This window comes from Nocardiopsis codii, from assembly GCF_036327455.1.
Lineage (GTDB): Bacteria > Actinomycetota > Actinomycetes > Streptosporangiales > Streptosporangiaceae > Nocardiopsis > Nocardiopsis codii.
The window spans coordinates 231,903-257,842 of record NZ_JAUZMY010000001.1; the positions used below are offsets into that span (position 1 = coordinate 231,903).

At 69.3% G+C, this 25,940-nt stretch carries 20 protein-coding genes; 12 read left to right on the plus strand and 8 right to left on the minus strand.

Annotation, left to right across the window (positions count from 1 at the left end):
- The first annotated feature begins 24 nt into the window (after positions 1-24).
- The 6 genes from Q8791_RS00920 (at position 25) to Q8791_RS00945 (ending at position 11,698) form a co-directional block, all read left to right on the plus strand.
- The gene (locus Q8791_RS00920) at positions 25-1,656 is read left to right on the plus strand and encodes a class I SAM-dependent DNA methyltransferase (RefSeq protein WP_330089608.1); all 1,632 of its coding nucleotides are present in this window, start codon (positions 25-27) and stop codon (positions 1,654-1,656) included.
- Positions 1,653-2,888, plus strand: coding sequence for a restriction endonuclease subunit S (locus Q8791_RS00925; RefSeq protein WP_330089609.1), 1,236 nt, complete (start codon positions 1,653-1,655; stop codon positions 2,886-2,888). Before Q8791_RS00920 ends, Q8791_RS00925 begins: the two co-directional genes overlap by 4 nt.
- The gene (locus tag Q8791_RS00930) at positions 2,885-6,196 is read left to right on the plus strand and encodes a type I restriction endonuclease subunit R (protein ID WP_330089610.1); all 3,312 of its coding nucleotides are present in this window, start codon (positions 2,885-2,887) and stop codon (positions 6,194-6,196) included. Before Q8791_RS00925 ends, Q8791_RS00930 begins: the two co-directional genes overlap by 4 nt.
- A 273-nt stretch (positions 6,197-6,469) precedes the next feature.
- Complete coding sequence (locus Q8791_RS00935; protein ID WP_330089611.1) at positions 6,470-7,063, plus strand: hypothetical protein; 594 nt, start codon at positions 6,470-6,472, stop codon at positions 7,061-7,063.
- 105 nt (positions 7,064-7,168) lie between these two features.
- Positions 7,169-8,833 (plus strand): DUF6119 family protein, encoded by a 1,665-nt coding sequence (locus tag Q8791_RS00940; protein WP_330089612.1) that lies wholly within the window; start codon positions 7,169-7,171, stop codon positions 8,831-8,833.
- A 441-nt stretch (positions 8,834-9,274) separates the two neighbouring features.
- Positions 9,275-11,698 (plus strand): UvrD-helicase domain-containing protein, encoded by a 2,424-nt coding sequence (locus Q8791_RS00945; protein WP_330089613.1) that lies wholly within the window; start codon positions 9,275-9,277, stop codon positions 11,696-11,698.
- Between the two features lie 704 nt (positions 11,699-12,402).
- On the opposite strand, the gene Q8791_RS00950 is transcribed toward Q8791_RS00945, so the two are convergent.
- The 8 genes from Q8791_RS00950 to Q8791_RS00985 all read right to left on the minus strand — a co-directional run bounded on the left by Q8791_RS00950 (position 12,403) and on the right by Q8791_RS00985 (position 21,433).
- A complete protein-coding gene (locus Q8791_RS00950; RefSeq protein ID WP_330089614.1) occupies positions 12,403-13,695 on the minus strand; it encodes a Fic family protein in 1,293 nt (430 codons plus the stop codon).
- A 607-nt stretch (positions 13,696-14,302) separates the two neighbouring features.
- Entirely contained in the window at positions 14,303-15,616 is a 1,314-nt protein-coding gene (locus Q8791_RS00955) for a DNRLRE domain-containing protein (protein ID WP_330089615.1), read from the minus strand.
- A 557-nt stretch (positions 15,617-16,173) separates the two neighbouring features.
- Positions 16,174-16,455: a hypothetical protein gene (locus Q8791_RS00960; protein ID WP_330089616.1), complete on the minus strand. Its 282-nt coding sequence runs from the start codon at positions 16,453-16,455 to the stop codon at positions 16,174-16,176.
- 63 nt (positions 16,456-16,518) lie between these two features.
- Positions 16,519-17,577, minus strand: coding sequence for a hypothetical protein (locus tag Q8791_RS00965; protein WP_330089617.1), 1,059 nt, complete (start codon positions 17,575-17,577; stop codon positions 16,519-16,521).
- Between the two features lie 302 nt (positions 17,578-17,879).
- Positions 17,880-18,194: a hypothetical protein gene (locus Q8791_RS00970; protein ID WP_330089618.1), complete on the minus strand. Its 315-nt coding sequence runs from the start codon at positions 18,192-18,194 to the stop codon at positions 17,880-17,882.
- Between the two features lie 146 nt (positions 18,195-18,340).
- The gene (locus tag Q8791_RS00975; protein WP_330089619.1) at positions 18,341-19,273 is read right to left on the minus strand and encodes an ornithine cyclodeaminase family protein; all 933 of its coding nucleotides are present in this window, start codon (positions 19,271-19,273) and stop codon (positions 18,341-18,343) included.
- Complete coding sequence (locus tag Q8791_RS00980) at positions 19,270-20,604, minus strand: MFS transporter (RefSeq protein ID WP_330089620.1); 1,335 nt, start codon at positions 20,602-20,604, stop codon at positions 19,270-19,272. Before Q8791_RS00980 ends, Q8791_RS00975 begins: the two co-directional genes overlap by 4 nt.
- Before the next feature lie 136 nt (positions 20,605-20,740).
- On the minus strand, positions 20,741-21,433 hold the full coding sequence (locus Q8791_RS00985; RefSeq protein WP_330089621.1) for a GntR family transcriptional regulator: 693 nt from the start codon (positions 21,431-21,433) through the stop codon (positions 20,741-20,743).
- Positions 21,434-21,682: 249 nt separating this feature from the next.
- Here Q8791_RS00985 and Q8791_RS00990 point away from each other — a divergent pair, with 249 nt between their 5' ends.
- The 6 genes from Q8791_RS00990 (at position 21,683) to Q8791_RS01015 (ending at position 25,528) form a co-directional block, all read left to right on the plus strand.
- Complete coding sequence (locus tag Q8791_RS00990) at positions 21,683-21,898, plus strand: hypothetical protein (RefSeq protein ID WP_330089790.1); 216 nt, start codon at positions 21,683-21,685, stop codon at positions 21,896-21,898.
- A 102-nt stretch (positions 21,899-22,000) separates the two neighbouring features.
- Complete coding sequence (locus tag Q8791_RS00995; RefSeq protein WP_330089622.1) at positions 22,001-23,035, plus strand: acyl-CoA dehydrogenase family protein; 1,035 nt, start codon at positions 22,001-22,003, stop codon at positions 23,033-23,035.
- On the plus strand, positions 23,025-23,783 hold the full coding sequence (locus tag Q8791_RS01000) for a PIG-L deacetylase family protein (protein WP_330089623.1): 759 nt from the start codon (positions 23,025-23,027) through the stop codon (positions 23,781-23,783). Before Q8791_RS00995 ends, Q8791_RS01000 begins: the two co-directional genes overlap by 11 nt.
- On the plus strand, positions 23,780-24,391 hold the full coding sequence (locus Q8791_RS01005; RefSeq protein ID WP_330089624.1) for a class I SAM-dependent methyltransferase: 612 nt from the start codon (positions 23,780-23,782) through the stop codon (positions 24,389-24,391). The genes Q8791_RS01000 and Q8791_RS01005 overlap by 4 nt, the downstream gene beginning before the upstream one ends.
- Positions 24,388-25,110, plus strand: a complete 723-nt coding sequence (locus tag Q8791_RS01010; RefSeq protein WP_330089625.1) for a glycosyltransferase — start codon at positions 24,388-24,390, stop codon at positions 25,108-25,110. The genes Q8791_RS01005 and Q8791_RS01010 overlap by 4 nt, the downstream gene beginning before the upstream one ends.
- A gap of 112 nt (positions 25,111-25,222) precedes the next feature.
- Complete coding sequence (locus Q8791_RS01015) at positions 25,223-25,528, plus strand: universal stress protein (RefSeq protein ID WP_330089626.1); 306 nt, start codon at positions 25,223-25,225, stop codon at positions 25,526-25,528.
- The last annotated feature ends 412 nt before the right edge of the window (positions 25,529-25,940 follow it).

Sequence of the window (25,940 nt, forward strand, 5' to 3'; positions counted from 1 at the left end):
CAACCCAGAAGGAACACAGAGCACATGCCGCCACGCAAGCGCGCCAGCACCCAGCAGGGTGAGCTGTTCAGCGCCTCCACCCCCCAGGAGATCCGGGCCATCCTGTGGAAGGCCGCTGACCAGCTGCGCGGGTCCATGGACGCCGCCCAGTACAAGGAGTTCGTGCTGGGACTGGTCTTCCTCAAGTACGTCACGGACGCCTTCGACGAGCGCCGCCGGGAGCTCGTCACGGAACTGGAGGAGGAGGGCATCCCCGAGCACCGCCGGGCGGCCTTCCTAGAGGATCAGGACTCCTACATCGAGGAGAACGTCTTCTGGGTGCCGGAGAAGGCGCGGTGGAAGTACATCGCCGACAACGCCGCCAGCACCCCCGAGGGGGTCGGCAAGGTCATCGACGACGCCATGGGCGAGTTGATGAAGGAGAACAAGGCGCTCACCGGTGTGCTGCCGCAGATCTTCAACCGCGACAACGTGGACCAGAAGCGGTTGAAGGGGCTGGTTGACCTCATCAGCGATGCCCGGTTCGCGGGCGACGGGGAGAAGACCGCGCAGGACGTGCTGGGCGAGACCTACGAGTACTTCCTGGAGCAGTTCGCGCGGGCCGAGGGCAAGCGGGCCGGTGAGTTCTACACGCCCAAGAGCGTGGTGGAGCTGCTGGTGGAGATCCTGGAGCCCTACGAGGGCCGGGTCTACGACCCGTGCTGCGGGTCGGGCGGCATGTTCGTGCAGGCGCACAGGTTCGTCGAGCACCACGGCGGGCGCGACCGCACGCACGACATCGCGGTCTACGGCCAGGAGGCCAACGAGCGCACGTGGCGGCTGGCCAAGATGAACCTGGCCATCCACGGCATGGACCCCGAGGGCGTCGGGAAGCGCTGGGCGGACACGTTCGCAGACGACAAGCTGCCGGACCTGAAGGCCGACTTCGTGATGGCCAACCCGCCGTTCAACCTGCACCCGTGGGAGCGGAGGACCGAGGACAAGCGGTGGAAGTTCGGTGTTCCGCCGACGAACAACGCCAACTACGCCTGGTTGCAGCACATCATCTCGAAGATGGGCGATCGGGGTACGGCGGGAGTGGTCCTGGCCAACGGGTCGATGTCGTCGCAGTCCTCAGGTGAGGGTGAGATCCGCAAGGCGATCATGGACGCGGACCTGGTGGCGTGCATGGTGGCGCTACCGGGGAACCTGTTCCGGACCACGGCGATCCCGGCGTGCCTGTGGTTCCTGACCAGGGACAAGGGTGTGCAAGGCGCCAAGGCGACCAGTGACCGGCGCGGCGAGGTGCTGTTCATCGACGCCCGGGAGATGGGCGAGATGGTCAACCGCACCGAGCGGGTGTTCTCCGCTGACGACGTCGCGAAGGTCGCGGACACCTTCCACGCCTGGCGCGGCACAGAGTCCGCCAGGAAGAAGAAGCTGACCTACGAAGACGTTACCGGCTTCGCCTACTCGGCCAAGCTCCAGGAGATCGCTAAGCACGAGTACGTACTCACTCCGGGGCGGTACGTGGGAGCGGCCGAGATCGAAGAGGACCCGGACGCCGAACCGCTGGACGAGAAGATCGCCCGTCTGGCGGAGGAGCTCTTCGAGCACTTTGATGAGTCCAAGCGCCTTGAGGGTGTTGTCCGCGAGCAGCTCGGGAGGATCGGATGAGCGAGTGGAAGAACGTCACCTTCGAGAGCCTTTCCTCTTCGGACCACGCTTCCTTCGCCATCGGGCCCTTCGGATCCAAGGTGACGACGAATGACTACACCGAACAGGGCGTCCCATTCATTCGAGGGATCAACCTTGCCAACGGTGTTTTTCATGACGACGACTTCGTTTTCATCTCCGAGGGCAAGGCGGACGAGATCATCCCAGCCAACGTGACCCCTGGGGATCTGGTTTTCACCCGGAAGGGAACCATCGGCCAGGTTTCGATGATTCCTAGGAATCCCCGATTTAGCAGATACGCGATTTCAGGCAGCCAGGTCAAAGCTCGACTCAATCCCGACGCAGCGATCCCTGAGTTCTACTACTACTGGTTCACCTCGCCCCGGGGGCGCCAGAGTATCCTCGCCCACGCTGTAACCACCGGAGTCCCCAGCCTGGCGAATTCCCTGACCACCATCAAGAACCTACAGGTCCCCCTTCTTCCTGTGAGCGAACAGCGAGCCATCGCCAATGCCCTTGGCGCGCTGGACAACAAGATCTCAGCCAACGAGCGCATCACCGAAACTTCCCTAGATCTAGCCGAGAAGATCTATCTTAAGCACTCAACCTCTCCCGACTGGAGAAGCACAGCTCTCGACTCAGCAGCAAAATGGCTCTCCGGTGGGACCCCGAAGACGAATAAAGAGGAATTTTGGGGCGGGAATATTCCTTGGATCTCAGCCAAAAGCCTAAAGTCACCCATGATTAGCAAATCTGAACGCAATCTAACTACGCTCGGAGCCCAATCCGGAACACGCATGGTCGGAAAGGACTCCGTAATCTTCGTTGTGCGCGGTTCCAGCCTCAAGGAGGAGTTCCGCGTCGGCATCACACAGCGAGACGTAGCCTTCGGCCAGGACTGTAAAGCACTCGTAGCCCACGGGGACATCGAACCGCACACACTCTTCCACGCCATCCGAAGCCGGACTCCAGAAATTCTGAACATGGTGGACGAAACTGGAATCGGCGCAGGACGACTCTCTACCGACCTCATCTCCAAACTTGAAATCCGTGTTCCCTCCAGCCTTGGAAATGAGACTTCAACAAGGCTTCGTCTGCTCGATGAGCAGGCAGCTAACAGTCAAAGCGAATCCCGCACCCTCGCCGAACTGCGCGACACCCTTCTCCCCCAACTGATGTCAGGAAAGCTTCGCATCAAGGACGCTGAGAAAATGGTGGAGGACAACGTATGACACCCCCCAGACCCGGCGACGCCGCCACCTCTGACACCTCCGAAGCTCCCGCCGTCCCCGCCGACTCCGGCAGGATGACCGAGGCCGACTGGGAGCAGCATGCTCTCGACGAACTCGGAGAGCTCGCCTGGCGGCCCGCCCCCGGCCGTGAGTTCTCCCCCGAGCCCGAGGGCCAGCGCCGGGTCTGGGACGACCTCATCCTCCACAACGACCTGCGCGACGCCGTGGAACGACTCAACCCCGAGCTCACCCCCTCCGCGGTGGACCAGGTCATGACCACCGCCACCACCCCCCAGTCGCGCGAGCCGCTCCCCGAGAACCACCTCGCCCACGGCTTCCTCACCTCCGGCATCCGCCTCACCTACACCGACGACTTCGGCGCCGAGCACTCCCCCACCGTCCGCCTCGTGGACTTCCGCGACCCGCAGGCCAACACATTCCGCGCGCTCAACCAGGTGCGCCTGGTCGACGGCGACCACGAGCGCCGCTTCGACGTGGTCCTCTACGTCAACGGCCTCCCCCTCGCCGTCATCGAGCTCAAGAACGGCTCCGACTCGCGCGCCACCCTCGCCAGGGCCCACGCCCAGCTGGGCACCTACGCCGAGGAGTTCCCGGCCGCGTTCCGCTACAACGTACTGTGCCTGGTCTCGGACGGGGTCACCGCCAAGTACGGCACGCCGTTCACGCCCTTCGAGCACTTCGCGCCCTGGAACGTGGACGGCGAGGGCAACCCCCCAGGCAGCCCCGACTCCGAGTACGGCGAGTACTCCGAGTTCGGCGCCGAGAAGCCCGACGCGCTAACTCTGGCCCTGCACGGGCTGTTCGACCAGGCCCGCTTCCTGGACCTGGCCCGCAACTTCGTCAACTTCACCAGCAGCGGCAGCCGGCACGGCAAGCGCGTGGCCAAGGCCCACCAGTACTTCGCGGTCAACAAGGCCCTCAAGGCCGTGGTCCGCGCCTCCCAGACCAACGGGCAGGCGGGCGTGGTCTGGCACACGCAGGGGTCGGGCAAGTCCGAGGAGATGGTGTGCCTGAGCGGCCTGGTGGCCCGCGAACCGTCGCTGAACAACCCCACCGTCGTAGTCGTCACCGACCGCAACGACCTCGACGACCAGCTCCTCGGCACCTTCCAGGCCAGCCGGGAGCTGCTGGGCGCCGACCCTGTCCAGGCCGATACCCGCCAGGAACTGCGGCAGCTGCTGGCCAACACCAACACCGGCGGGATCGTCTTCACCACGCTCCAGAAGTTCGGGCGCACCAAGGCCGAGCGCGAATCCGGGGCCGACCACCCCCTGCTGTCCGAGCGGCGCAACATCCTCGTCATCGTCGACGAGGCCCACCGCAGCCACTACGACAACCTCGACGGCTACGCACGCCACCTGCGCGACGCGCTGCCCCACGCCACCCTCCTGGCCTTCACCGGGACCCCGCTCTCCAAGGCCGACGCCAACACCCGCGAGGTGTTCGGCGCGGGCGAGGACTACATCGACGTCTACGACCTGCGGCGCGCGGTCGAGGACGGGGCGACCGTCCGCGTCTACCACGAGCCGCGGCTCATCGATGTCTCCTTGCCCAAGGACATCGACCCCGCCGACCTGGACGAGCAGGCCGACACGCTCACCGCCGCCATGGACGACGCCGAGCGCCGCAGGGCGATGCGGGCCGCCATGCAGATGACCAACATCTACGGAGCTCCTGACCGGGTGGCCAAACTCGCCCAAGACCTGGTCGACCACTGGGAGGAGCGCTCGAAGCTGGTCCGCCCCTACCTGGGCAGCCCGGGCAAGGCCATGCTGGTGTGCGCCAACCGCGAGGTGTGCGTGCGGATGTTCGACGCCCTGGCCGAGCTGCGCCCGGGCTGGGTGGGCACTGGTCCCGACACGGGAGTGATGAAGGTGGTCTTCCACGGCGAACCCGCCGACTCCCCCGAGCTCAAGGCCCACGCCATGCGGCCCTCCGGGCACAGGGTCGTCCAGGCCCGAGCCAAGGACCCCGACGACGAGCTCCAGCTGCTCATCGTGCACTCCATGCTGCTGACCGGGTACGACGCCCCGCCGATCCACACCATGTACATGGACCGATCCATGAGCGGAGCGAACCTGATGCAGGCCCTGGCCCGCGTCAACCGGCGATTCCGCGACAAGCAGGACGGGCTGCTCGTGGGCTACGCCCCGCTGTCCGAGAACCTGCGCAAGGCCCTGGCCGAGTACTCGCCCGGCGACCAACGGGACAAGACCCTGGGCAGGGACATCGATCGGGCCATCACCGAGGTCCGCAACGAGTACGAGACCATCTGCGGTCTGCTGTCGGGGATCGGCTGGCGCAGGCTCCTGACCGCGAGCGGCGACCACTCCCGACTGCGGGCGCTGAAACTGGTCTCCGACCACCTAGTCTCCCGTGAGGCCCAGCGCAAGCCCGAGGACGGGAACGGCAAGTCCCTGTCGCAGCGCTTCCGTGAAAGCGCAACCAAGCTGGAGCGCTTCCACCAGCTGTGCGCGATGAGCTCGCAGATCAGCAAGCGGTTCGGTGACCTGGAGCACTGGCGCCGCGACATCGCCTTCTTCGTGGAGGTGCGCGCCTGGGTGGTCAAGCTGGAGGCCGCCAACCGTGAGGCCCGGGGTGAGGCGCTGCCCGCCGAGATCAGCATGTACCTGTCGCAGCTGGCGGCCTCGGCGGTGGACGCCGAGGAGATCACCGACCTGTACGCCGAGTCGGGTCTGGGCCGGCTGGACATCACCCGGCTCAACGAGGTCCAGCTGCGCCGCCTCCAGGCCTCGGAGACCCCCAACCTGGCGGTGGAGGCGCTGCACCGGCTCGCCCAGGAGAAACTGCGCGAGGCCACCCGGTACAACGCCATCAGCCGGGAGCGCTTCACCGAGCGGCTGGAGGCGCTCATGATCCGCTACATGCGCGAGCAGCTCACGAGTGCCCAGGTGCTGGCCGAGCTGTTCGCCTTGGCGCAGGACGCCGTGGCCGAGTTCCAACGGGGCGATCGCTTCGACCCCCCGCTCAATCACCGGGAGCTGGCCTTCTACGACGCCGTGTGCAAGAGCGAGAGCGCCCGGAAGCTGATGAAGGACGAAGTCTTGGCCGACATCGCCCGTGCCCTGGTCAAAGACGTTGCCAAAAACCTAAGCACCGACTGGCTCTCGCGCGAGCCGGTGCGGGCCAAGCTGCGCAGTCGGGTACGCCGCCTGCTGGCCAAGTTCAACTATCCGCCGGACCAAGAGAAGAAGGCGATCGAGGACGTCATCAAGCAGATGGAGGAGCTCGCCGGACTGGACGCGCCCACCGCCGCCCGGCGCTGAGCACCGCCCGTAGGCCCTGACGAGGCTGGGAAGCCTGGGGAGGGCTCATCGGCCTCTTGCGTGCGCGCGAGAGGCCGGTGACGTACGCACCACCCCATGCGTTTCAACTTTCTCTGATAACCCCTCTTGCCAATCCACAGGCTTCTCCTTCATGCGTGTCGAGCCGCATGCTGGATCTAGCCAGCGCACGACGGCCCGGCCCGGGTGGGCGCACGGCGACCATCCGGACGCGGCCACCCCGGCCGCCACTTCCCCCGTTGGAGGAGACCCCTCGTGAAGAACCTCAAGCCCGCCCTCAACGGCGCCCTGTTCGTGGTCCTGCTCACGCTCGCCACCGGCTGCGCCGACGCGCCCGACGAGAACCAGATCGTGGACCTGGAGCCCGTGCAGGACTCCGCCGAGTCCCCTGCCGCGCAGGAGGAGGCCACGGAGTCCGCCGAGGAGGAGGCCCCCAGCGCGGTCGAGGAGGAGTTCGGCTCCGAGTACACCTACGCCGACGGCCTCACGGTCCGGCTGGCGGGCGTCGAGCGCCGCGTCTCCGGCGAGTGGGACATGCCGGAGAGCACCCCGTACGTGTACTTCGACGTGCAGTTCGACAACACCACCGGCGCCCCGGTCGACCTCACCTACCTCTCGGTCTACTGCCAGGTCGGCGAGGAGGGCCGCACCGCCGAGGACGTGTACACCGACCAGACCGGCACCGGGTTCACCTCGGCGGTCATGGACGGGCGCACCGCCACCGCGGGTTTCGGCTGCGCGCTCCCAGAGGAGGAGTCCTACCTCCAGGTCGAGTTGACGCTCAGCGACTGGGAGGAGGCGGACGACTACGTGCGCGAGACCGTCTACTTCGTCGGCGACGTCGCCTGAACCGCCCCAGCCATCCCGCCCACCGCGCGGGGCGGCCACCTCTTCCGCATCGAAGGTCCACCGCCCTCGGCCCCCGACCACACACCAGCGAGGAGACGCACCGCCGTGGCAACCCAGAAGTCCAAGAAGCAGAAGCAGCCGCCGACGACCCGCAAGACCTCCCTCTACCGGCTCACCGACGACGGAACTGCAGACCTGCGGTCCCTGGTGCGCCCCCGTTACCTGGACCGTGACGGGTTCCAGGCCCGCGAGGTGGAACACGGACCCGTCCGGGGACTGCTGGTGACCGGAACGGTCAGCCCGGGCCCCGCCGACTGGTGTGCGACGCTGGCCGACCTCACCGGCCTGGCGGTGGCCGAGGAGAACCGCACCTCGTTCGGACTGCTGCTCGTCCGTACCGAGCGCTACGTCTACGCCGTCAGCCACGGCATGGGACACCTCATGGTCGAGCCCGTCCGCATCGACCCCGGCTTCGGCATCCACTTCGCGGTGCGCTGTCTGGACAAGGACGGTGTCACCCGGGTCCGCCGACAGGTCATGGACGCGCGCGGACGCAGTGACGAGAACTCCGTCGCCTCCGGCGAGCACATCCGCGGCTTCGGTATCGAGGAGTTCGGGGAGATCGTCAGCCACATCGCCGGGAAGATCAGCGGGGTCGACCTGACCTTCACCAGCGACGGTGAGCGTTCCGCCCACATCACCGGCAACGACCGGTCGGTCAAGCTGCGTCTGGGGCGGGCACCGGAGGATCTGATCCGCGACCTGCACGCCATCGAGGAGGTGTGCGACCGGCCCGACCCTCTGCCGGAGTTCGAGTTCATCACCCACGTACTGCCGTTGCGGGGCAAGTCGGACCTGGCCCGGCACCTGGACGAGCGCCTCGACGCGATGTTGGGAAGCGGCGATCTCGGCCGGGTCGCCCTGGCCGTGCCGTCCGAGTGCAGGGAAGGCTTCGACGCGGCCGAGATCTTTCGGGTCAAACTGACCGGCCGTACGCGGAACCTGTCCGAACTCGACGCTGACGTTCTCACGTTCCCCGTCCGCGAACGTCCTGCGGGAGAGCGCCTGAGCGCGCTGCGCAAGGGCAAGATCCAGTTGTTCTCGGACACCGAGGCCAAGGAGACGCTCAGTGGCGAGGTGTCCGCCTTCCGGTGGCTCACGGCGGAGGTCACCGAGGACAACGTCCACTACTTCCTGTGGCAGAGCCAGTGGTACGAGGTGGGCGCCGAGTACCTGAAGACGGTCAGGCAGCGGGTCACCGAACTCCTCACCCGGTCCAGCAGTGTCACCCTGCCACCCTGGCCCAAAGGCAAGGACGAGGGGTTCTACAACAAGGAGACGGCCGCCAAGCAGAAGGGCTACGTCCACCTGGACAAAAAGAACGTGCACACCGCACGGCTCAACGGCGGCGGTTGGGAGGTCTGCGACGTGCTCGGCCCCGACGGACAGCTGATCCACGTCAAGAAGGCCCCCTCCGGCACCGCCCCGCTCAACCACCTCTTCGCCCAGGCGAAGATGTGCGTCGAGACGCTCAGGTACGACACCGAGGCCCGGCAGAAGTTCGTCGAGAAGCTCGACGAGCTCGCCGCCGACCACTCGGCCGACCGGAGCTTCAAGGAACCGACCGTGGTCCTCGGCATCCTCCTCAAGGAGGGGGAGCCGGTGACCGTGGACTCGCTCTTCTCCTTCGCCCAGATCTCCCTGCTGCACACGGACAACGTCCTCAGGGGCCTGGGCACGAGGCTGGAGGTCGTTTCCATCGGCAGATGAGGCAAGGAGCGGTCCGGTTCGTCAGCTCGACATCCGTGACGTGGACCATCGGCTGCTCCTTTACGGGATTGCGGAGGACTCCAAAAGTCTCTCCTCTCACCGCTCAGGGCTGTAAGAGTGGAAAGCGGCACCCCATCCCGGCCCTTGTCCACGAGCTTCCAGGAGGCCAACGTGCACTACTTCGTCACGCGAACCCACGTCTGGATGAAAGATCAGCAGTTGGCCTGTTACCGAGAACCGGTTCTCAACGAGCGACCTCCTGGAAAACCCGTGAACCCACCTACACACCATAGATCCAAGCACAAAGTCCCTGGATTTTCCTGAAGAATTGAGCTAGAGCAACGATCCTCAATGCCCTTGCCGGCCCATCCGAGCCGTAGCCTCATCCAGTTGACTGCGGCAGATGATAGAAAGTCGTCGGATTTCACGGAGAGGACCCTCTTGACCATCGAACCCACTGAAGAACAGCGGGCCGCTCGGGACACCTTCGCCGAAGGCCGAGAACTGGCGCTCATTGCCGGCGCAGGCACCGGCAAGACCTCCACCCTGGCTCTGATGGCGGAGGCCGCCCCACGTCGGCGCGGCCTGTACATCGCCTTCAACCGGGGGATCGCCAACTCGGCCGCAGCGCTCTTCGACGGAAGGGTTCAGTGCAGGACCGTTCACCAGCTCGCCTTCCATGCGGTCGGCAAGAAGTACGGCCAACGCCTCAACGCTTCCCGTATCCCCGCTCGGGAGACAGCCCGGATTCTCGGCATCGATCGGGATCTGGACGTCGACGGAAAAAGCATCGACCTCTTCCACCAGGTCCGTTTGGTCCGGGGCATGGTACGACGCTTCTGCTATTCCGCGGACCCGCACCTCATGGCCCACCACATGGAGCACATCAACGGTCTGGACGACACATCGAATGACGACGTCGCCGTGGCACTACTCCCCTTCGCTCAGCGAGCGTGGGAGGACCTCCAGCTCCCCGAGGGACGGCTCAGGTTCGAACACGACCACTACCTCAAGATGTGGGCACTGACCGAGCCCGACCTGAAAGCGGACTTCGTCCTGCTCGACGAGGCGCAGGACACCAACTCCGTGTTCGAGAAGGTCTTCCTAGCCCAGGACTCCCAACGAGTGTGCGTCGGTGATCCCGCCCAACAGATCTACGCCTGGCGTGGGGCCCGCGACATCATGTCCGGTTTCCAGGCCGAGCACCTTCACCTCACCCGTTCCTTCCGCTTCGGTCAGCCCATCGCCGACGTCGCCAACCGTTGGCTCGAATACGCCGAATCTCCTATGCGGCTGACCGGACACGGCCCCGCCCCCACCCGGGTCTCTCCCCTCGCCGAGCCGGACGCGGTGCTATGCCGGGGCAACGCGGACGCGCTCAAGGAGGTCGTGGACTACCTGGGACGAGGGGTCCCCGTGGCACTGGCGGGCGGCGGCCATGCCTTGGAGTCCATCGCCGAGGCCGCCGATCAGCTCAAAGCCGGACAGCGAACATACCATCCCGACCTGTTCCTCTTCCGTACCTGGCAGGAGGTCCAGGACTTCGTCGAATCCGACCCCGATGGCCAGCAGTTGCGGCCGTTGGTGAAGGCCGTCGACACCTTCGGTACCAAGGTGATCCACAGCGCGGTGAAGCAACTGTCCGACGAGCAAAACGCCCAGGTCACAGTGTCGACCGCCCACAAAGCCAAAGGTCGCCAATGGGACTCGGTCCGCATCGGGGAAGGCTTCGCCCGCCCTCCCAAGGACGAGGACGGTGTTCAGTTGCCGATGCTCGCGGCCGAGGCCCGACTGATCTACGTCGCGGTGACCCGTGCACGCCACGGCCTCGATATCGGTGCACTCGACTGGCTTGACGCCTATGAGGCAGCCATCTCAGGCCCCGATCAACGCGGATACCTCAATGGGCGACCAATGATCGACCTGCCGCTGACCACACAGTTAAGGTTCAGCGCCTCACCGGTGTCGGAATTCCTCGCGCAGCACCTGCCCTACCACAGCACCATCATCCGCGAGTACCAGAAGTACGTCGACACGCTGCCGCACCCCGCACAACCCATGAACGTGCGGCGCCCCAACTGGGCGAACCTCGGACGCGCCATCGACTACCGTCTCCGGCTCTCGTTCGGCGGCGACCTGGGCGGTGCGGTCACCCTCGGCATCGATGCCCTTGGCAGCCCGGCAGATCTGCCCGGCGCGCCCGGGGCGGAGAGCTGCAAGGCTCTGCACACAGCCGGTCTGAGGCTGCTGGAGATCATTGGGGACCATCGGATCGGCGTGGTCCATCTGGACGACGCCGAGCTCACCCGTCTCTGTTACGTCGCGGGTTTCTTCGAGGACATCATGCGCAACGGAGTGGTCAGCCGTCAGAGCATGCTCGCTTCGGCCTCCCCGGGTACGGTTCTCGCCGACCTCGTCGACTCGGTTCCCTCCTACGTCGTGGACGACATCGCCGACCAACTACGGCTCTCACAGGGGCCCCTGTCCTCTTTCCAAGGGTCCGCCCGCTACAACGCACGTGGACCGGTGAACGTGTGCGGACCGGTATTCACGGGCAGCTCCGACATCGGCGGGGCCGACGCCGACTTCATCCTGGACGGCCTTCTCCTGGATTGCAAGGCCACGACCCGCCCCCGCCACGTGGGCCGCGAAGAGGTCTACCAACTCGCCGGATACCTGCTGCTCGACTATGACGACGCGTACCGCATCGACCGGGTCGGGCTGTATCTGTCGCGGCAAGGGGGACTCATCACCTGGGATGTCAACGAGTTCCTCCGCAGGCTCGGAGCACCGGCACCGCTGCCTCGCCTCCGCACCGAGTTCCGGAGCCATCTACAGCGCCGACGTCGGACTCCGACAGGTTGAAGGCGTCATGCCTTCTTGATACGTGGCCGAATTAAGTCAGCGGAGAGCGAGCCGACATACCGATCGGTGGCCCCCCAATCCATCCCCGTACCATAACACCGCAAGAGCGAACGAGATCGGCGGACATGATCCGCCCAGAGAAAAAGGAACACCGTGCGGATGTAGTGCCTCTCAAGTAGCCGAAGCGATCGGGGATATGAGGCGCGACCTTGTCCACAGGGACGATATAGCGCAAGACCGAGATATGGAGCATGCGGCCACTGCTCCCCTCGCGCCTGCCCCGGAAGGGCCAAACCAGCTGAAATCCCGCTCCCTGTGGTGCACCCGTAAGGGTGCACCAAACAGGCCGACGGTGTGCACCCTCCGGGTGCACACCTCCCAGCGGAACCCGGGACAACACGGCGCAACCGGGTGAGCAGCACCGCCACTGCCTGCGGATTCTCGCGTTTACGCAGGTCAGCCCACTCCTCCACCAGCATTCAAGTCCCGTCACTCACCCCAGAGGCACAAGCCCCTGACCAGCGCAGACGCGCAAGGGTCGGGGGCTTTTGCGTTGCCGGGGGTGCACCGGCGGGTGCACGGGGCCGACAATCCGGGTCGGTGAATGCGCACCACCCATCCCGTCACTCACGCCCGGACGGGGTGCACCCGGACGCACGGACCAAGCTGCGGCAACGCAGCACAACCCCGCGATCGCCACTGGGTCAGCCTCGGGGGCGCGCCGGCACTGGACGATTCGGGGTGGAGGCCCTGGTGTCGAACCTCGTACTCGCCAGTGTGCGCTCCGCCAGGGTGATCAGGTCGAGCACATCCCGGGCCAGGTAGGCGGTCGCACCCCGTTCGATCGACTTGGTCTGGAGGATCCCTGCCTGGCGCAGCTCGTCCAAGGCCGCGCTCGCCGCCGGGAACGAGACACCGAGGATCCTCGCCAGGGTCGTTGCCGTGACCACTGGAGCCTCGGGCAGCCGCCCCATCAGGCGTGCCACGGCCGAGTCCGCACGCGGCACGGCGCGCCGCCCGAGGGACTCCCGGTGAGCTGACAGCTGTTCGTTCCACGAAGTGCGGAGATCGTCTATCTGTCCAATGAGCGCCACCGACTGTTCGACAGCGATGGCGCATGCCTGGACGAAGGTCTCCAGCCACACGTTGATCGATGCGTTCGCCTCCGCGCTCCCTGCCGGCGCGTCGTGTCGATAGGCGCCGAGCCCATCGACGTAACGGTCCCGCAGAGTGGCGAGCACGAGACTGATCGGAAGGACTGCGTCCTCGGTCAGCCCGCGTCGTGCCAGCACCGTGTGGATGAGGGCGCGACCCACGCGCCCGTTGCCATCGGTGAACGGGTGGATCGTCTCGAACTGGGCATGGACGACGGCGGCTTGGATCAACGAGGCGTGTGCCGCCCCGTTCATGTAGTCGAGGAGATCGGCCATCAAAACGGGAACCCTGTTGGGGGCCGGGGGGACGAAGTCGGCTTCGACGGGGTTCCAGTTCGACCCGCCGATCCAGTTCTGCGCTGTGCGCAGCCCGTGGTGGTGGGGCTGGTCGGGAAGCAGCGACCTGTGGAGTTCGACGATGTGGTCGACCGTCAACGTGTCCGCTTCGACGAGTTCGGTCGTCGATCGGCGAACGACCGTCATGTTGTTGGCCACGAGTTGAGCCTGTTCACTGACCCCGCGAACTGCTTCCGACTGACCGAGTTCTGCGAGTGCGATCTGTTGCGCCGACGGTGCGATGCCCTCGATCCGCGAACTGGCGATGGCCTCCGAGCGCAGGAGGAAGCGCGCGATGCCGGCCAGGTTCTCCGCGTTCGGGCCGTTGAGAGCGCGGATGCTGCGCTCGACCGTGTTGACACTTCGTGAGAGAGTTCCGCCGACCGCCAGGGCAAGGCCGTCGATACCGTCGGGGACGTAGCGCTGGTAGGGCCCGGAGAGCCGTGCCGAGCGCGGCACCCCGGAGCCGACACCGGACTCCCAGTGCGCCCCCTCCCATGTGGCCATCAGTGTTTCCTTTCATCGAACCACCATCCATCAAAGGATAACAAGCGAAGCTTTGATGGATGGGGGCTTCGTTCAAGGATTCTCCTGGCCGCTGCGGCCCCACTCCAGCGAGGACCACGAGTCCGCCACAGGATCCACGGGACGGCCCTCCGGGTCGACCCCCTGGTGCACCCGCGCGGGTGCACCACAGCGGTCGCGAGCGTGCACGCCAACCGACGCCGGGGCCGTCGGCGAACCGGTCGCGCGATCCGGCCGGCACGAGGCCGACCCGCGGGACCGCGCCCTCGGTCGCCCTCGGTCGCCCTGGCCGTGAACCGGAGAGCGCTTCCCATACGCCCGTCGCCGTCCGTGAACGGACGGATCGTCTCGACACTGCGCACGAGGACCGGACCGGTCCCTGCGCGCACGCCGATGGCGGCCCGGAATCCTCCTGTGTGCTGCCCGTGCACACAGGCGGTTCCGGACCACTACGGCTGCCTGCGGCAGAGCCTTCGCCGGGGCCCTGCCGTGGGGGCGTCCGGTCTCGGGGACGAACGTCCCTCTCGCTGGCGCGCAACCGTGCCTTCACCGCGGGCGGCCACCGTGCCCTGTGACCGGTGCGGCGATGTCACGGTTCCTCGACCGCTTCCGGGGCCCACCCACCGTGGCGCTCCGGGAGCGGCGTGCCCGACTCCCACGGGCTGCCGCCGATGCGTTCCTCCGCCCTGTCGGATTGCGCATCGGGAGAGGGGGGTCGTCGCCTGTCGACCGTTTCCCCGCGGTCGGTGGACCGGGGGCGGTTTCCGAGCGGTGTGACGGTGGGGGGTCCCCGGGCCCTGTGGTCCGTGTCCCCCTCCTGATCCCGGTGGCTGCCCGGAGTGGTCGGGCGGTCGATCCGTTCCCCCCGCTGGGAACGGACCCTCGCGCCGCCGCTCCGGAGCCGACCACGGGGATCGAGGCCTCGGACACGGACGTCGTCGGCTCCCCCCGTCCCGGGGACGGTGTCTCCGGAAAGGGCGGGGCCTCCTGCGGATCGGGTCTGTGAAGGGTTCTGGGCGTCCTCGTCATGGACGGCGACGCCGTCCCCGGGCGTGCCCGGGCCCGCGGCTCCGTGCCGGGGGTCGTCCGGGAGGCCGGCCGACCCGGAGGTCGGGTCCGGGGTCCGCGGCGTGCTGTGGTCGACCACCACCACCGGCGGGTCGTCCTCGACGTCGAAGCGCCGCCAGGCCGCGGTCCCGGACTCGTCGCGCTCACCGAGCCGCAGGTGGACGTGGGACTCCCCGTTGTCCACCGCCCACTGGTAGGCCTCGGTCACGTCGAACTCCACACCGCCGCTCACGGGGCAGGCGGCCTGCCCGCCCCTGACCGTGCGGGTGTCGAGCAGGGCGCGAGCCGTCGGCTGGTCGTTCCAGGTGGTCCCGGCGTGGAAGGGGTCGACCCGGTGCAGCTGTGTGAAGGATTCGCCGGCGCAGTCGTAGGACCACGCCACCTCGGCGCGCAGCACGGCGGAGTCCACGACGGTGCCGGGTTCGAGCGCGACCGGGAACCGGAACAGGGCCCTGCGGGTGTAGACGCGGTCCCATGCGAGGCGCCCCGTGCCCACGCTGGCAGTCTCGGCACCGTCGTGGGGCCGGTCGGGAAAGGCGCGGTCCACGTAGGTCCACGAGGAGCTCTCGGTCTCTGTTCGACCGCCGTCGGAGCGCGCGGGAACAGGAGAGGTGTCGGCGGCGGAGGTGCCCTCGGATCCGGTCGGGTTGCGGGCTCCGCCGTCGGAGGACGAGGCGGTCCTGCCCGGCTCGCCGCTCCACTCCTGGGAGACGGCCGCGCCATCGGTGGCGGCGGGGGCATCCTTGTCGGCTGCGGCGGGCGCGGCCGTCCCCAGCGAAAGGACCAGGGCGTAAGCCGCACATGCCGCCGTCGCGCGGGTCAGGGAACGACGCATTACGGGGGGTGCCTACACATTCCAGCTATGACCGAAAAAGAATCCGAGCGGAACATCCTTGCCCCGCCCCAACAACAACGAAGTTACCAAATTTCCACAGCGACCCACAAACCCCTGCGATATAAATACGGACCAAAACCACAGTTACTACCACCAGAAACACGGACACCACGCAAGCCCACTCACCTGGCCGGAAGCACTCGAACATACGGTCGGTCTTTATTTGGCGACTACCAAACATCAGTTCACATCGAACCGAAAACAGCCCACCCCGCAGGGCGAACAAACACCCACCGCAGCACCGCCCTCGCGCCTTGCCGTCCGCGGACACCGAACCGTCTTCGGACCCGCGCACCCCTCACGAAACACGGCCCGAAGAACAGACCGCCCCCGCCCGACCCTGCGGGAGCACCCCGAATCGAGGGAAGCATCGACCGCGGAAAATCCAGGAGCCGTTTCAGGTACTCCACCGAAAACGGAATAGGTGAAATCCGATTCTCGCCGTCTGCTTGCCGTTGACGTGGCAGGGCCCCGGAGCCCGACCGGGTGGTGAGCGGTCACTCCTCCTCGTCGGCGCCGTCCGCGGGCTTCTCCTCGGGCTGCCCCTCGGGCGGGCGGATACGGCTGGCGAGCCGGTAGTCGACCCGGATGTCCTCGTAGACCACCCCGGACTCGACGGGCCTGGGGACACCCGACCGGTCGCTGCCCGCGGCGCCCTCCGACGTGGGCTCCCCCCAGTGCCGGGATCTGACCTCCGGCGCCTCGTGGAACGTCAGTTCGTCCGCGGACACGCTGGCACTGATCTCCACGTCGTACTCGGGTTCCTTCCGATCGCTCACGGTCTCCACCTCCGCTCACAGGCACACACGTCCGCGGCCGCCGGGAGCGGCGGTCCCGGCGTCCTACTTCCGCGCCTTGCCGACCGCGCCCCTGGCCGCGTTCCTGGCGCCCTTGGCGGCACCCTTGGCCGCTCCGCCGGCACCCTTGGCAGCGCCCTTGGCCGCACCCCCAGCTCCACGACCGGCACCCTTGACAGCCTTCCCGGCGTCCTTCGTGGCCTTTCCGGCTCCCTCTCCCACGTCCTTCGTGGCCTTTCCGGCCCCCTCACCCACGTCCTTCGCCGCCTCTCCGGCGCCCTTGGTCGCGTCCTCGGCGCCCTCTCCCACGTCCTCGACCGCACTTCCGGTGCCCTCGCCGACATCCTCCACAGCGCTACCGGCACCCTCGCCGACATCCTCCACAGCATTGCCCGTGCCCTCGCCGACGTCCTCCACCGCGCTACCCGCGCCTTCGCCGACATCCTCCACCGCGCTACCGGCACCCTCACCGACATCCTCCACAGCGCTACCGGCACCCCGGCCGACGTCCTCCACAGCACTCCCCGCACCCTCGCCGACCTGCTCCACCGCGCTACCCGCGCCCTGGCCCACCGCCCCCACGGCCTCACTGGCGCCGCTCGCGACCTGGTCGAGCGTGGACGCCACCCCCCGGGTCAGGTGCTCCAGGATCTGCGGGTTCGCATCGATGGTCTCCAGGACCCGCGTGATGATGTCCCGGACGTTGCCGAGCCGGACTTTGAGCAGGGCCTGGGCCTCGACCCCCTTGATGTTGAGGTGGACACGGCCGAGCTCGACGTCCGCCCCCACCTTCAGTTTGAGCAGGTCCAGCACATCGGCCTCGAGCGAGACGGAGGCCAGCAGGTTCTCGACCTCGAGTTCGATCTCGTCGACCTTCACGATGGGGACGTCGAGGAACACGTCCGTGTCCCCGCCCCCGGCGTCGCGGTCGGTGGTCTCGCGGCGGGGCTCCGGAACGATCTCCGCGCGCTCGGCCCGCTTCGCCGGCGCGCGCCTCGACTCCACGACTTCCTGCGCCGACTCGTCGTCCTCACGGATCCGTCTGCCGCTGTCCCGAGTGGTCCGGCTCTTGCTCTTCCCAGCCGCCTCAGTACTCCGATTCACCGTCTCAGCACCCTTCTGAGTGGTTCGGGCACACCCCGCGATCACTGCGCCCTCCCGGGATGTGGCCTGCCCGGTCGGCCACGGCGCGGAGACCCGCACCGGCCGTCCCGTTCGTCGCCGTTCGGGAGTGATGAGAGCGTGTCCGCCCCATGTACCCGCGACCACGGCCGGGAAACTGTTCGGCCTGCTCAGGGCATGTTCCACGGCGCCATGTCAGCGCTGGGACGGACAGTGCGGGCACGGGCGGTACCGGGACGGGCAGTGCGAACACGGGCAGCGCGGGCCTGCCGGTCGGTGCGGCTCTACGGAGACCGCTGCTCCGCGAGGCGTCGCAGCGCTTCCTCCCAGCGGTGGCGGCGCGCGTCGCCGGTCAGCTCCCACCAGGGGGTCCCCCGCTCGCCCAGGCCCTCCTTGGCCCAGGCCACCCGCGACCGGGCCAGCCGCTCCGCCTCGGGGTCCCGTGACCGCAGCGCCGTGCCCACGTCCCGGCGGGCCGACATCAGATGGCCCACCAGGTCCTCGCGCGCGCTCTCCGGCAGGGTCGGATCGCTCGCCCGCCACCGCCGCCCCCTGATCACGACGTAGCGGCCGTCGGCGGTGCGTTCGGGTTCCGGCATGTCCGGGTCCCTGCCCGGCGGGTCGGGCGGCCACACCGGCCGTGATCCCGCGGAGCTCCGGAGGACAGGCAGGGGGAAGGGAGGAGCCCGCCCCGCCGTCCCGGAGACACCGGGCGGCGGGACGGGCTCCTCCCGTTGGAACGCTCTCAGCCGGTGGGGGCCACGCCCACCGCGACCGCGAGGTCCTGCCAGGACATACCGGACCCCTTGAACACGTTGGGGCGGTCCGTCCTGCGGTGCTCCTCCCCGCGCACGAGCGGTGCGAGGCCGACGAGCTCCTCGGCGGTGATCGTGCCGTCGCCGATCGCGAGCACCACGTCGCCGCACTCGCGCAGCGCGGCCCCGCGCTCTTCGACGACGACGAGGGAGCGGCCCATCAGGGCGGCGTCGAGTTCGCGACGGTCCGGCTCGTGGGACCCGATGGCGACGACGCAGGCGCCGTCGCGGACGAGGGAGCCGTCGAACAGGGGCTCGGCGGCGGACGTCGCACACACGACGATGTCGGCGTCCGCGACGTCGGCGGAGGTTCCGGCCTCCGCCGTGATGCCGTGTCCGGCGAGTGCGGTGAGCGCCTCCTCGACCTTGTGCGGGGTACGGCCGACGAGGCGGACACTCGTGAGGTCGCGGATCTCCGCGATCGCCACGGTGTGCGAGATCGCCTGCGGGCCGTTGCCGAACACGACGAGGCGGGTGGCGTCCGGTGCGGCCAGCCGGTCGGCGGCGACGGCGGAGGTGGCCGGTGTGCGCAGCGAGGTGAGGGTGACGCCGTCGACGAGCAGGCGCGGGGTCAGCGTCCGCGCGTCCATGAGCATGTAGACGGCCTGGATGCGCGGAAGGCCCCGTCCGGGGTTGTCCGGCGACACGGAGGCGATCTTGACGCCGACCCACCCCCCCAGCGTCGACGGCATGAGCAGCAGGTGGCCGTCTCCGGCCGCGGCGTGGGAGCGGGCCGGGTCGTCCGCCGGGTCGAAGCCGTCGAGCAGGGCGGCCTCGATCAGCTTGCGGGCGCGCGAGGGGCTGATCCGGCTGCGGACCTCCTCCGCGTCGACGAGCGGCAGGCCGGTGGGTGCGGGGTTCATGCGGACACCTTGTCGTTCTCTCTGGCGGCGATCGCCGCGGACTCCTTGCGTACGACCCGTCCGGAGAGCGAGACCGCGCAGATCGAGATGGCCGCCAGGACGACCAGGTAGGCGGCGATGGGCCACCAGGCGCCGTCGAACCGGGCGAGCAGCCAGGTCGCCAGGAGCGGGGCGGTGCCGCCTGCGAGGGCCGCGCCGATCTGGTAGCCGAGGGTCACGCCGGTGTAGCGGACGCGGGTCGTGAAGATCTCCGAGGTCAGGGTGCCGAGGGTCGCGGTGACCGGGGGCCACACGACGCCGAGGCTGATGACGACGGCCGCGTACACCGCCCAGTTCATCCGGAGGTCGAGCAGCATGAAGAAGGGGGCCGCGAAGACGGCGATGAGGACCGCGCCGGTGAGGAAGACGGCCTGGCGGCCGAACCGGTCCGAGACCCTGCCCATCAGCAGGATGCCGAGGGTGCTGACGAGGGCGCCGGCGCTCACGGCGTTGAGGACCACGGACTGCTCCATGTCCAGGGTGCCCGTGGCGTAGCTGACGACGAACGTCGCGAAGATGTAGAAGGGCGCCGTCTCGACGACCTTGGCGCCGATGGCCACGAGCACGGACCGCCAGTGGTCGCGGAGCGTGTCGATGATGGGCAGCTTGGCGACGTCGCCGCTCTCCTTGGCCTCGCGGAACGCGGGGGTCTCGGCGAGGCCCTTGCGGATCCACAGGCCGACGAAGACGAGGACGATGCTGGCGACGAACGGGATGCGCCAGCCCCAGGACTCGAACGAGTCCGCGGGCAGGAGGCTCACGAGCGCGAAGGCGACCGTGGACATCAGCATGCCGATCGTGATGCCGGTCTGCGGCACGGAGCCGAAGAAGCCCCGGCGGTTCTCCGGCGCGTACTCGTAGGCGAGCAGGAGGGCGCCGCCCCACTCGCCGCCGATCGCGAGGCCCTGGACCACACGGCACAGGATCAGCAGGACCGGGGCGAGGACGCCGACCTGGTCGTAGTTGGGCAGCAGACCGATCGCCACGGTGGCGCCGCCCATGAGCGACAGGGTGATGACGAGGGTCTTCTTGCGCCCGATGCGGTCGCCGATGTGGGAGAAGACGATGCCGCCGAAGGGCCGGATGAAGAAGGTCAGCGACAGCGACAGGTACGACAGCATCAACGAGATCATCGGATCGTCGTTGGGGAAGAACTGCTTGTCGAAGATGAGCGCGGCGGCGGTCGCGTACAGGAAGAAGTCGAACCACTCGATGGTGCTGCCGCTGAGGCTGCCGATCAGCACCCGGCGGTTGGTGGCCGGTGTGCCGACCGTGGACTGTTGCGGGGACACGTGCAACTCCTGGGGTGAGGGCCGACGTGACGTGGGCCTCAGACTGGGGACTAGTGCAACGTACAATTTCACATTGCACTTAGGCAAACCCTGTGACCTGGTTCGATCCCGGGGCGCCCCTCCTGCGAGACGTCTTTCAGGCTTCGGGAAGCCCTGCCCAGACTCCGCGCACGTGCCCGAGGTGGTGCCTCATGAGCGCTTCGGCGCCCCGTGCGTCACGGGCTTCGATGCGGTCGAGCAGGGCGTGGTGCTCCCGTGCCGTGGCGGTGAGGCGCCCCTCCTCGTAGAGGCGGCGCAGCGCCGACAGGCGCGACATCCCGCGCAGGCGCCGCACCTCGTCGACGAGCTTCCGGTTGCCCGCGATGGCGAGGAGTTGGAGGTGGAAGGCCGTGTCCGCGGCGATGAACTCCCGCAGCTCCCCCGAGGCGGCCGTCTCCGCCAGCCGGTCGGCGAGCGGACGCAGGAGGGCGACCTGCTCGGCGGTGGCGTTCTCGGCGACGCGTCCGACCGTGGGGACCTCGATGAGGGCGCGCAGCTCGATGATCTCGTCGAGCGCGACGTCGCCGAGTTCGACCACCCGGTACCCGCGGTGCCGGATCGTCTCGACGAGGCCCTCCTGGGTCAGCTCCATCATGGCCTCGCGGACCGGGGTGGCGGAGACGCCGAGGCGCTCGGCCAGCGCCGGGGCGGAGTAGATGGTGCCGGGTTCGAGCTCCCCGGCGACCATGGCCTCGCGCAGCACCTGGGTCACCCGGGATCGCAGGCTCGTGTGCTCGGTGAGCGACCCGATGACCGGAGTCGTCCGGCCCTGTGACGCGTCGATGCTCATGCGGTGCTGCTCCTCCTCGGGCGGGCTCCTGTCGCTCCCAGGATGCCACGCCCTCCGCGCGGCCCGCCTGGGCCCGGGGACGGACCCGCCCGTCCGCCGTTGCGCCCGGTCCGGCTCCTGTCCCGCCGCCCGGTTCCCGCTCCGCCGCAGGCCAATCCACGAATTCCCTTGGGTTTGTCCCGGTTCGGCCTCGGGCAGCGGCACGGGTACGGGTACGGCCCGCAACCCGACCACGAGGGAGACAACATGATGGTCCGCAAGCTGTCCGAACTGGGCGTCACCTCCGAGATGGCCTACTGCGCGGGGGCCGCGTCCATCGGCCTGACCGTTCTGACCTGGCTGGCCTCCAAGAAGAAGGAGGACGCCGGCAAGGACGCCGCCGAGCGCAAGGGGCTGTTCGTCGGCGAGTGGGCGCCGACCTTCTTCGCGCTCGGGGTGGCGCTGAAACTCGAGGAGTCCAAGTAGTCCGGTCCTGAGGCCCCGTCGCGGGCCCGCGGACGGCATGCCCGGCCGGCTCACCGGCCGGGCCCCGACTTGTCCGACACGGCATCGGAGGGGATCGACCCGGTGAGAACGGCACAGGCAGTGAGCGGGAGCAGGCGGGCGCGGGAACCGGCGGCGGCCGGGAACGGGGAGCAGCACAAGGACCGGGTCGCGGCCAGGCTGGTGGCGGAGGTCGCGGCGGGCGCACTCGACCTGCCGCTTCCCGGCGGCGGCACCACCTGGGCGCGCTGGGAACACCTGCGCGACCTCGCCGCAGAGGACCTCTCCCTGGCCCGTCTGGCCGAGGGCCACACCGACGCCCTCGCCATTGTGGCGGAGCTGGGCGGGCCGGCCGCCCGGCCCGGTGACGTGTGGGGCGTGTGGGCCGCCCATCCCCCCGCCGCGACCCTGACGGCCCGCGCGTCGGAGGGCGGTTGGGAACTGCACGGGGCCAAGCCGTTCTGCTCCGGAGCCGACGTCTGCACGCACGCCCTGGTCAGCGCCGATGTCGCAGGGGGCGAAAGGGGGCTGTTCGCCGTGGGCACGGCGGGTGCCGAGACGCTGCCGGGCACGTGGGCGGCCGCGGGCATGGCGGCCAGTGACACGCTCACCGTCCGCTTCGACGGCGTGCCCGCCGAACCGGTCGGCGGCCCCGGCGACTACCTGCGCAGGCCCGGTTTCCACCACGGCGGCGCGGGGGTCGCCGCCTGCTGGTACGGGGGCGCTCTGGCCGTGGCCCGGCCCCTGGCCGACCGGGCGGCCCGGCAGGGGGCCGACCCGCATCTGCTCAGCGCGTTCGGCGCCGTGGACCGGGACCTGTACGTGGCGGAATCGGTGCTGCGCCGCGCCGCCCGCGAGATCGACGAACACCCCCGTGACGGCGACCGCGCCGCCGTGCTCGCCGCCCGCGTGCGCGCGGTCGTCGCCGAGGCCTGTGCGTCCGCGCTGCGCAGGACGGAGGAGGCACTGGGCGCGGGCCCTCTCGCCGACGACCCCGTCTACGCGCGCGCCACGGCCGACCTGGCGGTGTACCTCCGCCAGCACCACGCGAACCGGGACCTGGCCGCACTGGGGGCGCTGGCGGCCCGGCCGCGGAGAGGAGATGAGGATGACAGCTGACGGACCGTCGCCGTGCGCGACGGACACCACCGGCACTCCCGAGGAGGAGTGGGCGCGGTGGCCGGGCCTGGACCGCGTCCCGAGCGTGGATCTGGGGGGTGTGCGCGAGGTGGTCGTCGTGGCACCCCACCCCGACGACGAGACCCTCGGATTCGGCGGCGGACTGGCTGTGCTCGCCGCCCGCGGCGTCCGCCTGCGGGTCGTGGCGGTGACCGACGGGGAGTCCTCGCATCCGGACAGCTCCGTGTTCACACGCGAACAGCTCGTCGCCCGGCGCGCGGCCGAACGCGCGCGGGCCCTGGCGGCCCTCGGGGCGAGCGGGGCCGAGGTGGAGCGCCTGCGGCTGCCCGACGGCGGCGTGGCGGGGCGGGAGCCGGAGCTGGTACGGCGGCTGGCCCGGGCGTACCGCGACTCGGACCTGTGCGTGGCGCCGTGGGAGGGCGATCCGCACCCCGATCACGAGGCCGTCGGGCGCGCCGCGCGCGACGCCGCGCAGGCACTCGGTGTCCGGCTCCTGTCCTATCCGGTCTGGGCATGGCACTGGACACGCCCCGGTGACGGGGCGCTTCCGTGGGGCCGGGCGGTGCGCCTCGGCCTGGCCGGGGAGGCCCGGCGCCGCAAGGCCGCCGCGATCCGGGCCTTCACGACACAGGTCTCCCCGATCGGACCGGATGCCGCGGACCGGGCGATCCTGGAACCCCCGATGCTCGCCCACTTCGCCCGCGACCACGAGGTGGTGTTCACGTGACGGTCGACGGTTCCTACTTCGACGCGATGTACTCCTCCTGCGACGACCCGTGGGGTTTCCGGACCCGGTGGTACGAGCAGCGCAAACGCGCTCTGAGCATGGCTGCCCTGCCACGTGAGCGCTACGGGCGCGCGTTCGAGCCGGGTTGCGCGATCGGGCTGCTGACCGGGGAGCTCGCGTCGCGATGTGACCGGGTCCTGGCCTGGGAGGGGTCGGCGGAGGCCGCCTCCCAGGCACGGGAGGAGTCGGCCGCCGCCGGGAACGTCCTCGTCCGGCGGGCACGCGTGCCGGCGGAGTGGCCGGAGGGCCCCTTCGACCTCGTCGTCCTGTCGGAGCTGCTCTACTACTTCGACGACGCGGACCTCGCTTCGGTCCTCGACCGGACACGGGAGTCTCTCGGTCCGGGCGGGACCGTCCTCGCCGTCCACTGGCGCCACACCGTTCCCGAGCACGTGCGCTCGGGCGACGACGCGCACCTCGCGCTGGCGGCGGTCCCCGGGCTGGTGCGGATGGTCGAGCACGTGGAGGAGGACTTCCTCCTGGAGCTGTACCAGGCAGGGGACGGCGGGGAGCCGGTGTCGGTCGCCCGGGCCGGAGGGCTGGTGTGATCCGCGCCCTCGCGGTGGTGGTCCCGGCGCACCAGGAGGAGGTGCTCCTCGGCGACTGCCTGAGGTCGGTCGACGCGGCCATGGACGCCTCGTCCGTGCCGGCGCGGGCGCGTCACGTGGTCGTCGTCGCCGACGCCTGCACGGACCGGACCGCGTCGATCGCCCGCGCCGCGGGAGCGCACGTGGTGACCTCCCGGCACCGCAACGTGGGCGCGGCCCGCCGCTCGGGGGCGGAACACGCCCTGCGCCTGGTGGGGGGCACCGAACCCGACGCGGTGTGGCTCGCCGTGACCGACGCGGACACGCTCGTGCCCCGCAACTGGATCGCCGAGCAGCTCCGACACGCCCGTGGCTGCGACGCCGTGGTCGGAACCGTGGAGGTGCGGGACTGGTCCCCGCGCCTCCCGGGCACCGAACAGTGCTTCGACCGGGTGTATCCGAGCGGAGGGGGCGGGGCACACCCCCATGTCCACGGAGCCAACCTCGGCGTCCGGGCGTCGTCCTACCTCGACGTCGGCGGTTTCCCTCCCCTGCCCTGTTCCGAGGACCACGCCCTGGTGACCGCGCTGGAGTCCGCGGGCCACCGGGTCCGCCGTCCCCGCGACCTGGCCGTGACGACGTCGGCGAGGTCGGACCCGCGCGCCCGCGGGGGCTTCGGCGACTACCTGGCCCGGGTCCTGGACGTCGGCGGCCCGCAGTCGCCCCTGCCCCGCACCTGAACCCCGGGCGGGCCCTTTCTCTCTCCCCCCCGCAGCGCCCCGTTCCGGGGCTCGCGCGGCGCCGGAGGGCACCCCCGCCGAGCGCGGTCCCACGTCAACGACGCTCACGGTCGTGTCGTCGCTCTCCGGGACCGGGGATCCCCAGGCCGTCGAACTGGAGAGGCAGGCTCTCGACACCCGTCTGCGGACGCTGGTCCCGTCGGACGTGGACTGGCGCAGCGTGTCGGTCCCGCCGGGGGCCGACGCCACGGGAAGCGTCATCGAGTACGTGGAGGACCTCTCCCCCGTCCTCCTCGTGGTGGGCACGCGCAGCCGCAGCAGTGTGGGGAAGCTGCTGCTGGGCCGGGCGCAGCAGCGGGTGCTCCTGGAGGTGACCGTGCCGATCCTGGTCGTCAAACCCCCGCAGGACGAGTCCTAGACGGGCTCGGCGCCCTCGGCCCGGGGGACCGAACCCCGGGAAGGCCCCGCACGGTCGAAACCGTGCGGGGCCGTTTCCTTCCTTCGTGTCCGGCCTCAGTGTGCCGGGCGGGCACCCGGACACGGGAAGCTCTGGGCCCGGGGCCGCGTCGCCCCGATCGCCCGGGTCACCGAACCCTGCGGGTCCTGCCCAGGTCGCTGAGCCAGCGGAGAGGGCTCCTGCGGGGCCGTCGGCCGCGCGGAGGGGTCCGGCCCGCCGGGAACCGCAGCGGATTGACGGGCTTGGGAGCTCGCGCGGGGCGTCCCGGCCCCAGCAGGGAGTTCCCCACGTTGCGGAGGGGGTTGCGGGTGACGCCCGGGGACGTGCGCGCCCTGGGCCGCAGCCTCGCCGGCGGAGTCCTCCTCGTCGCCAG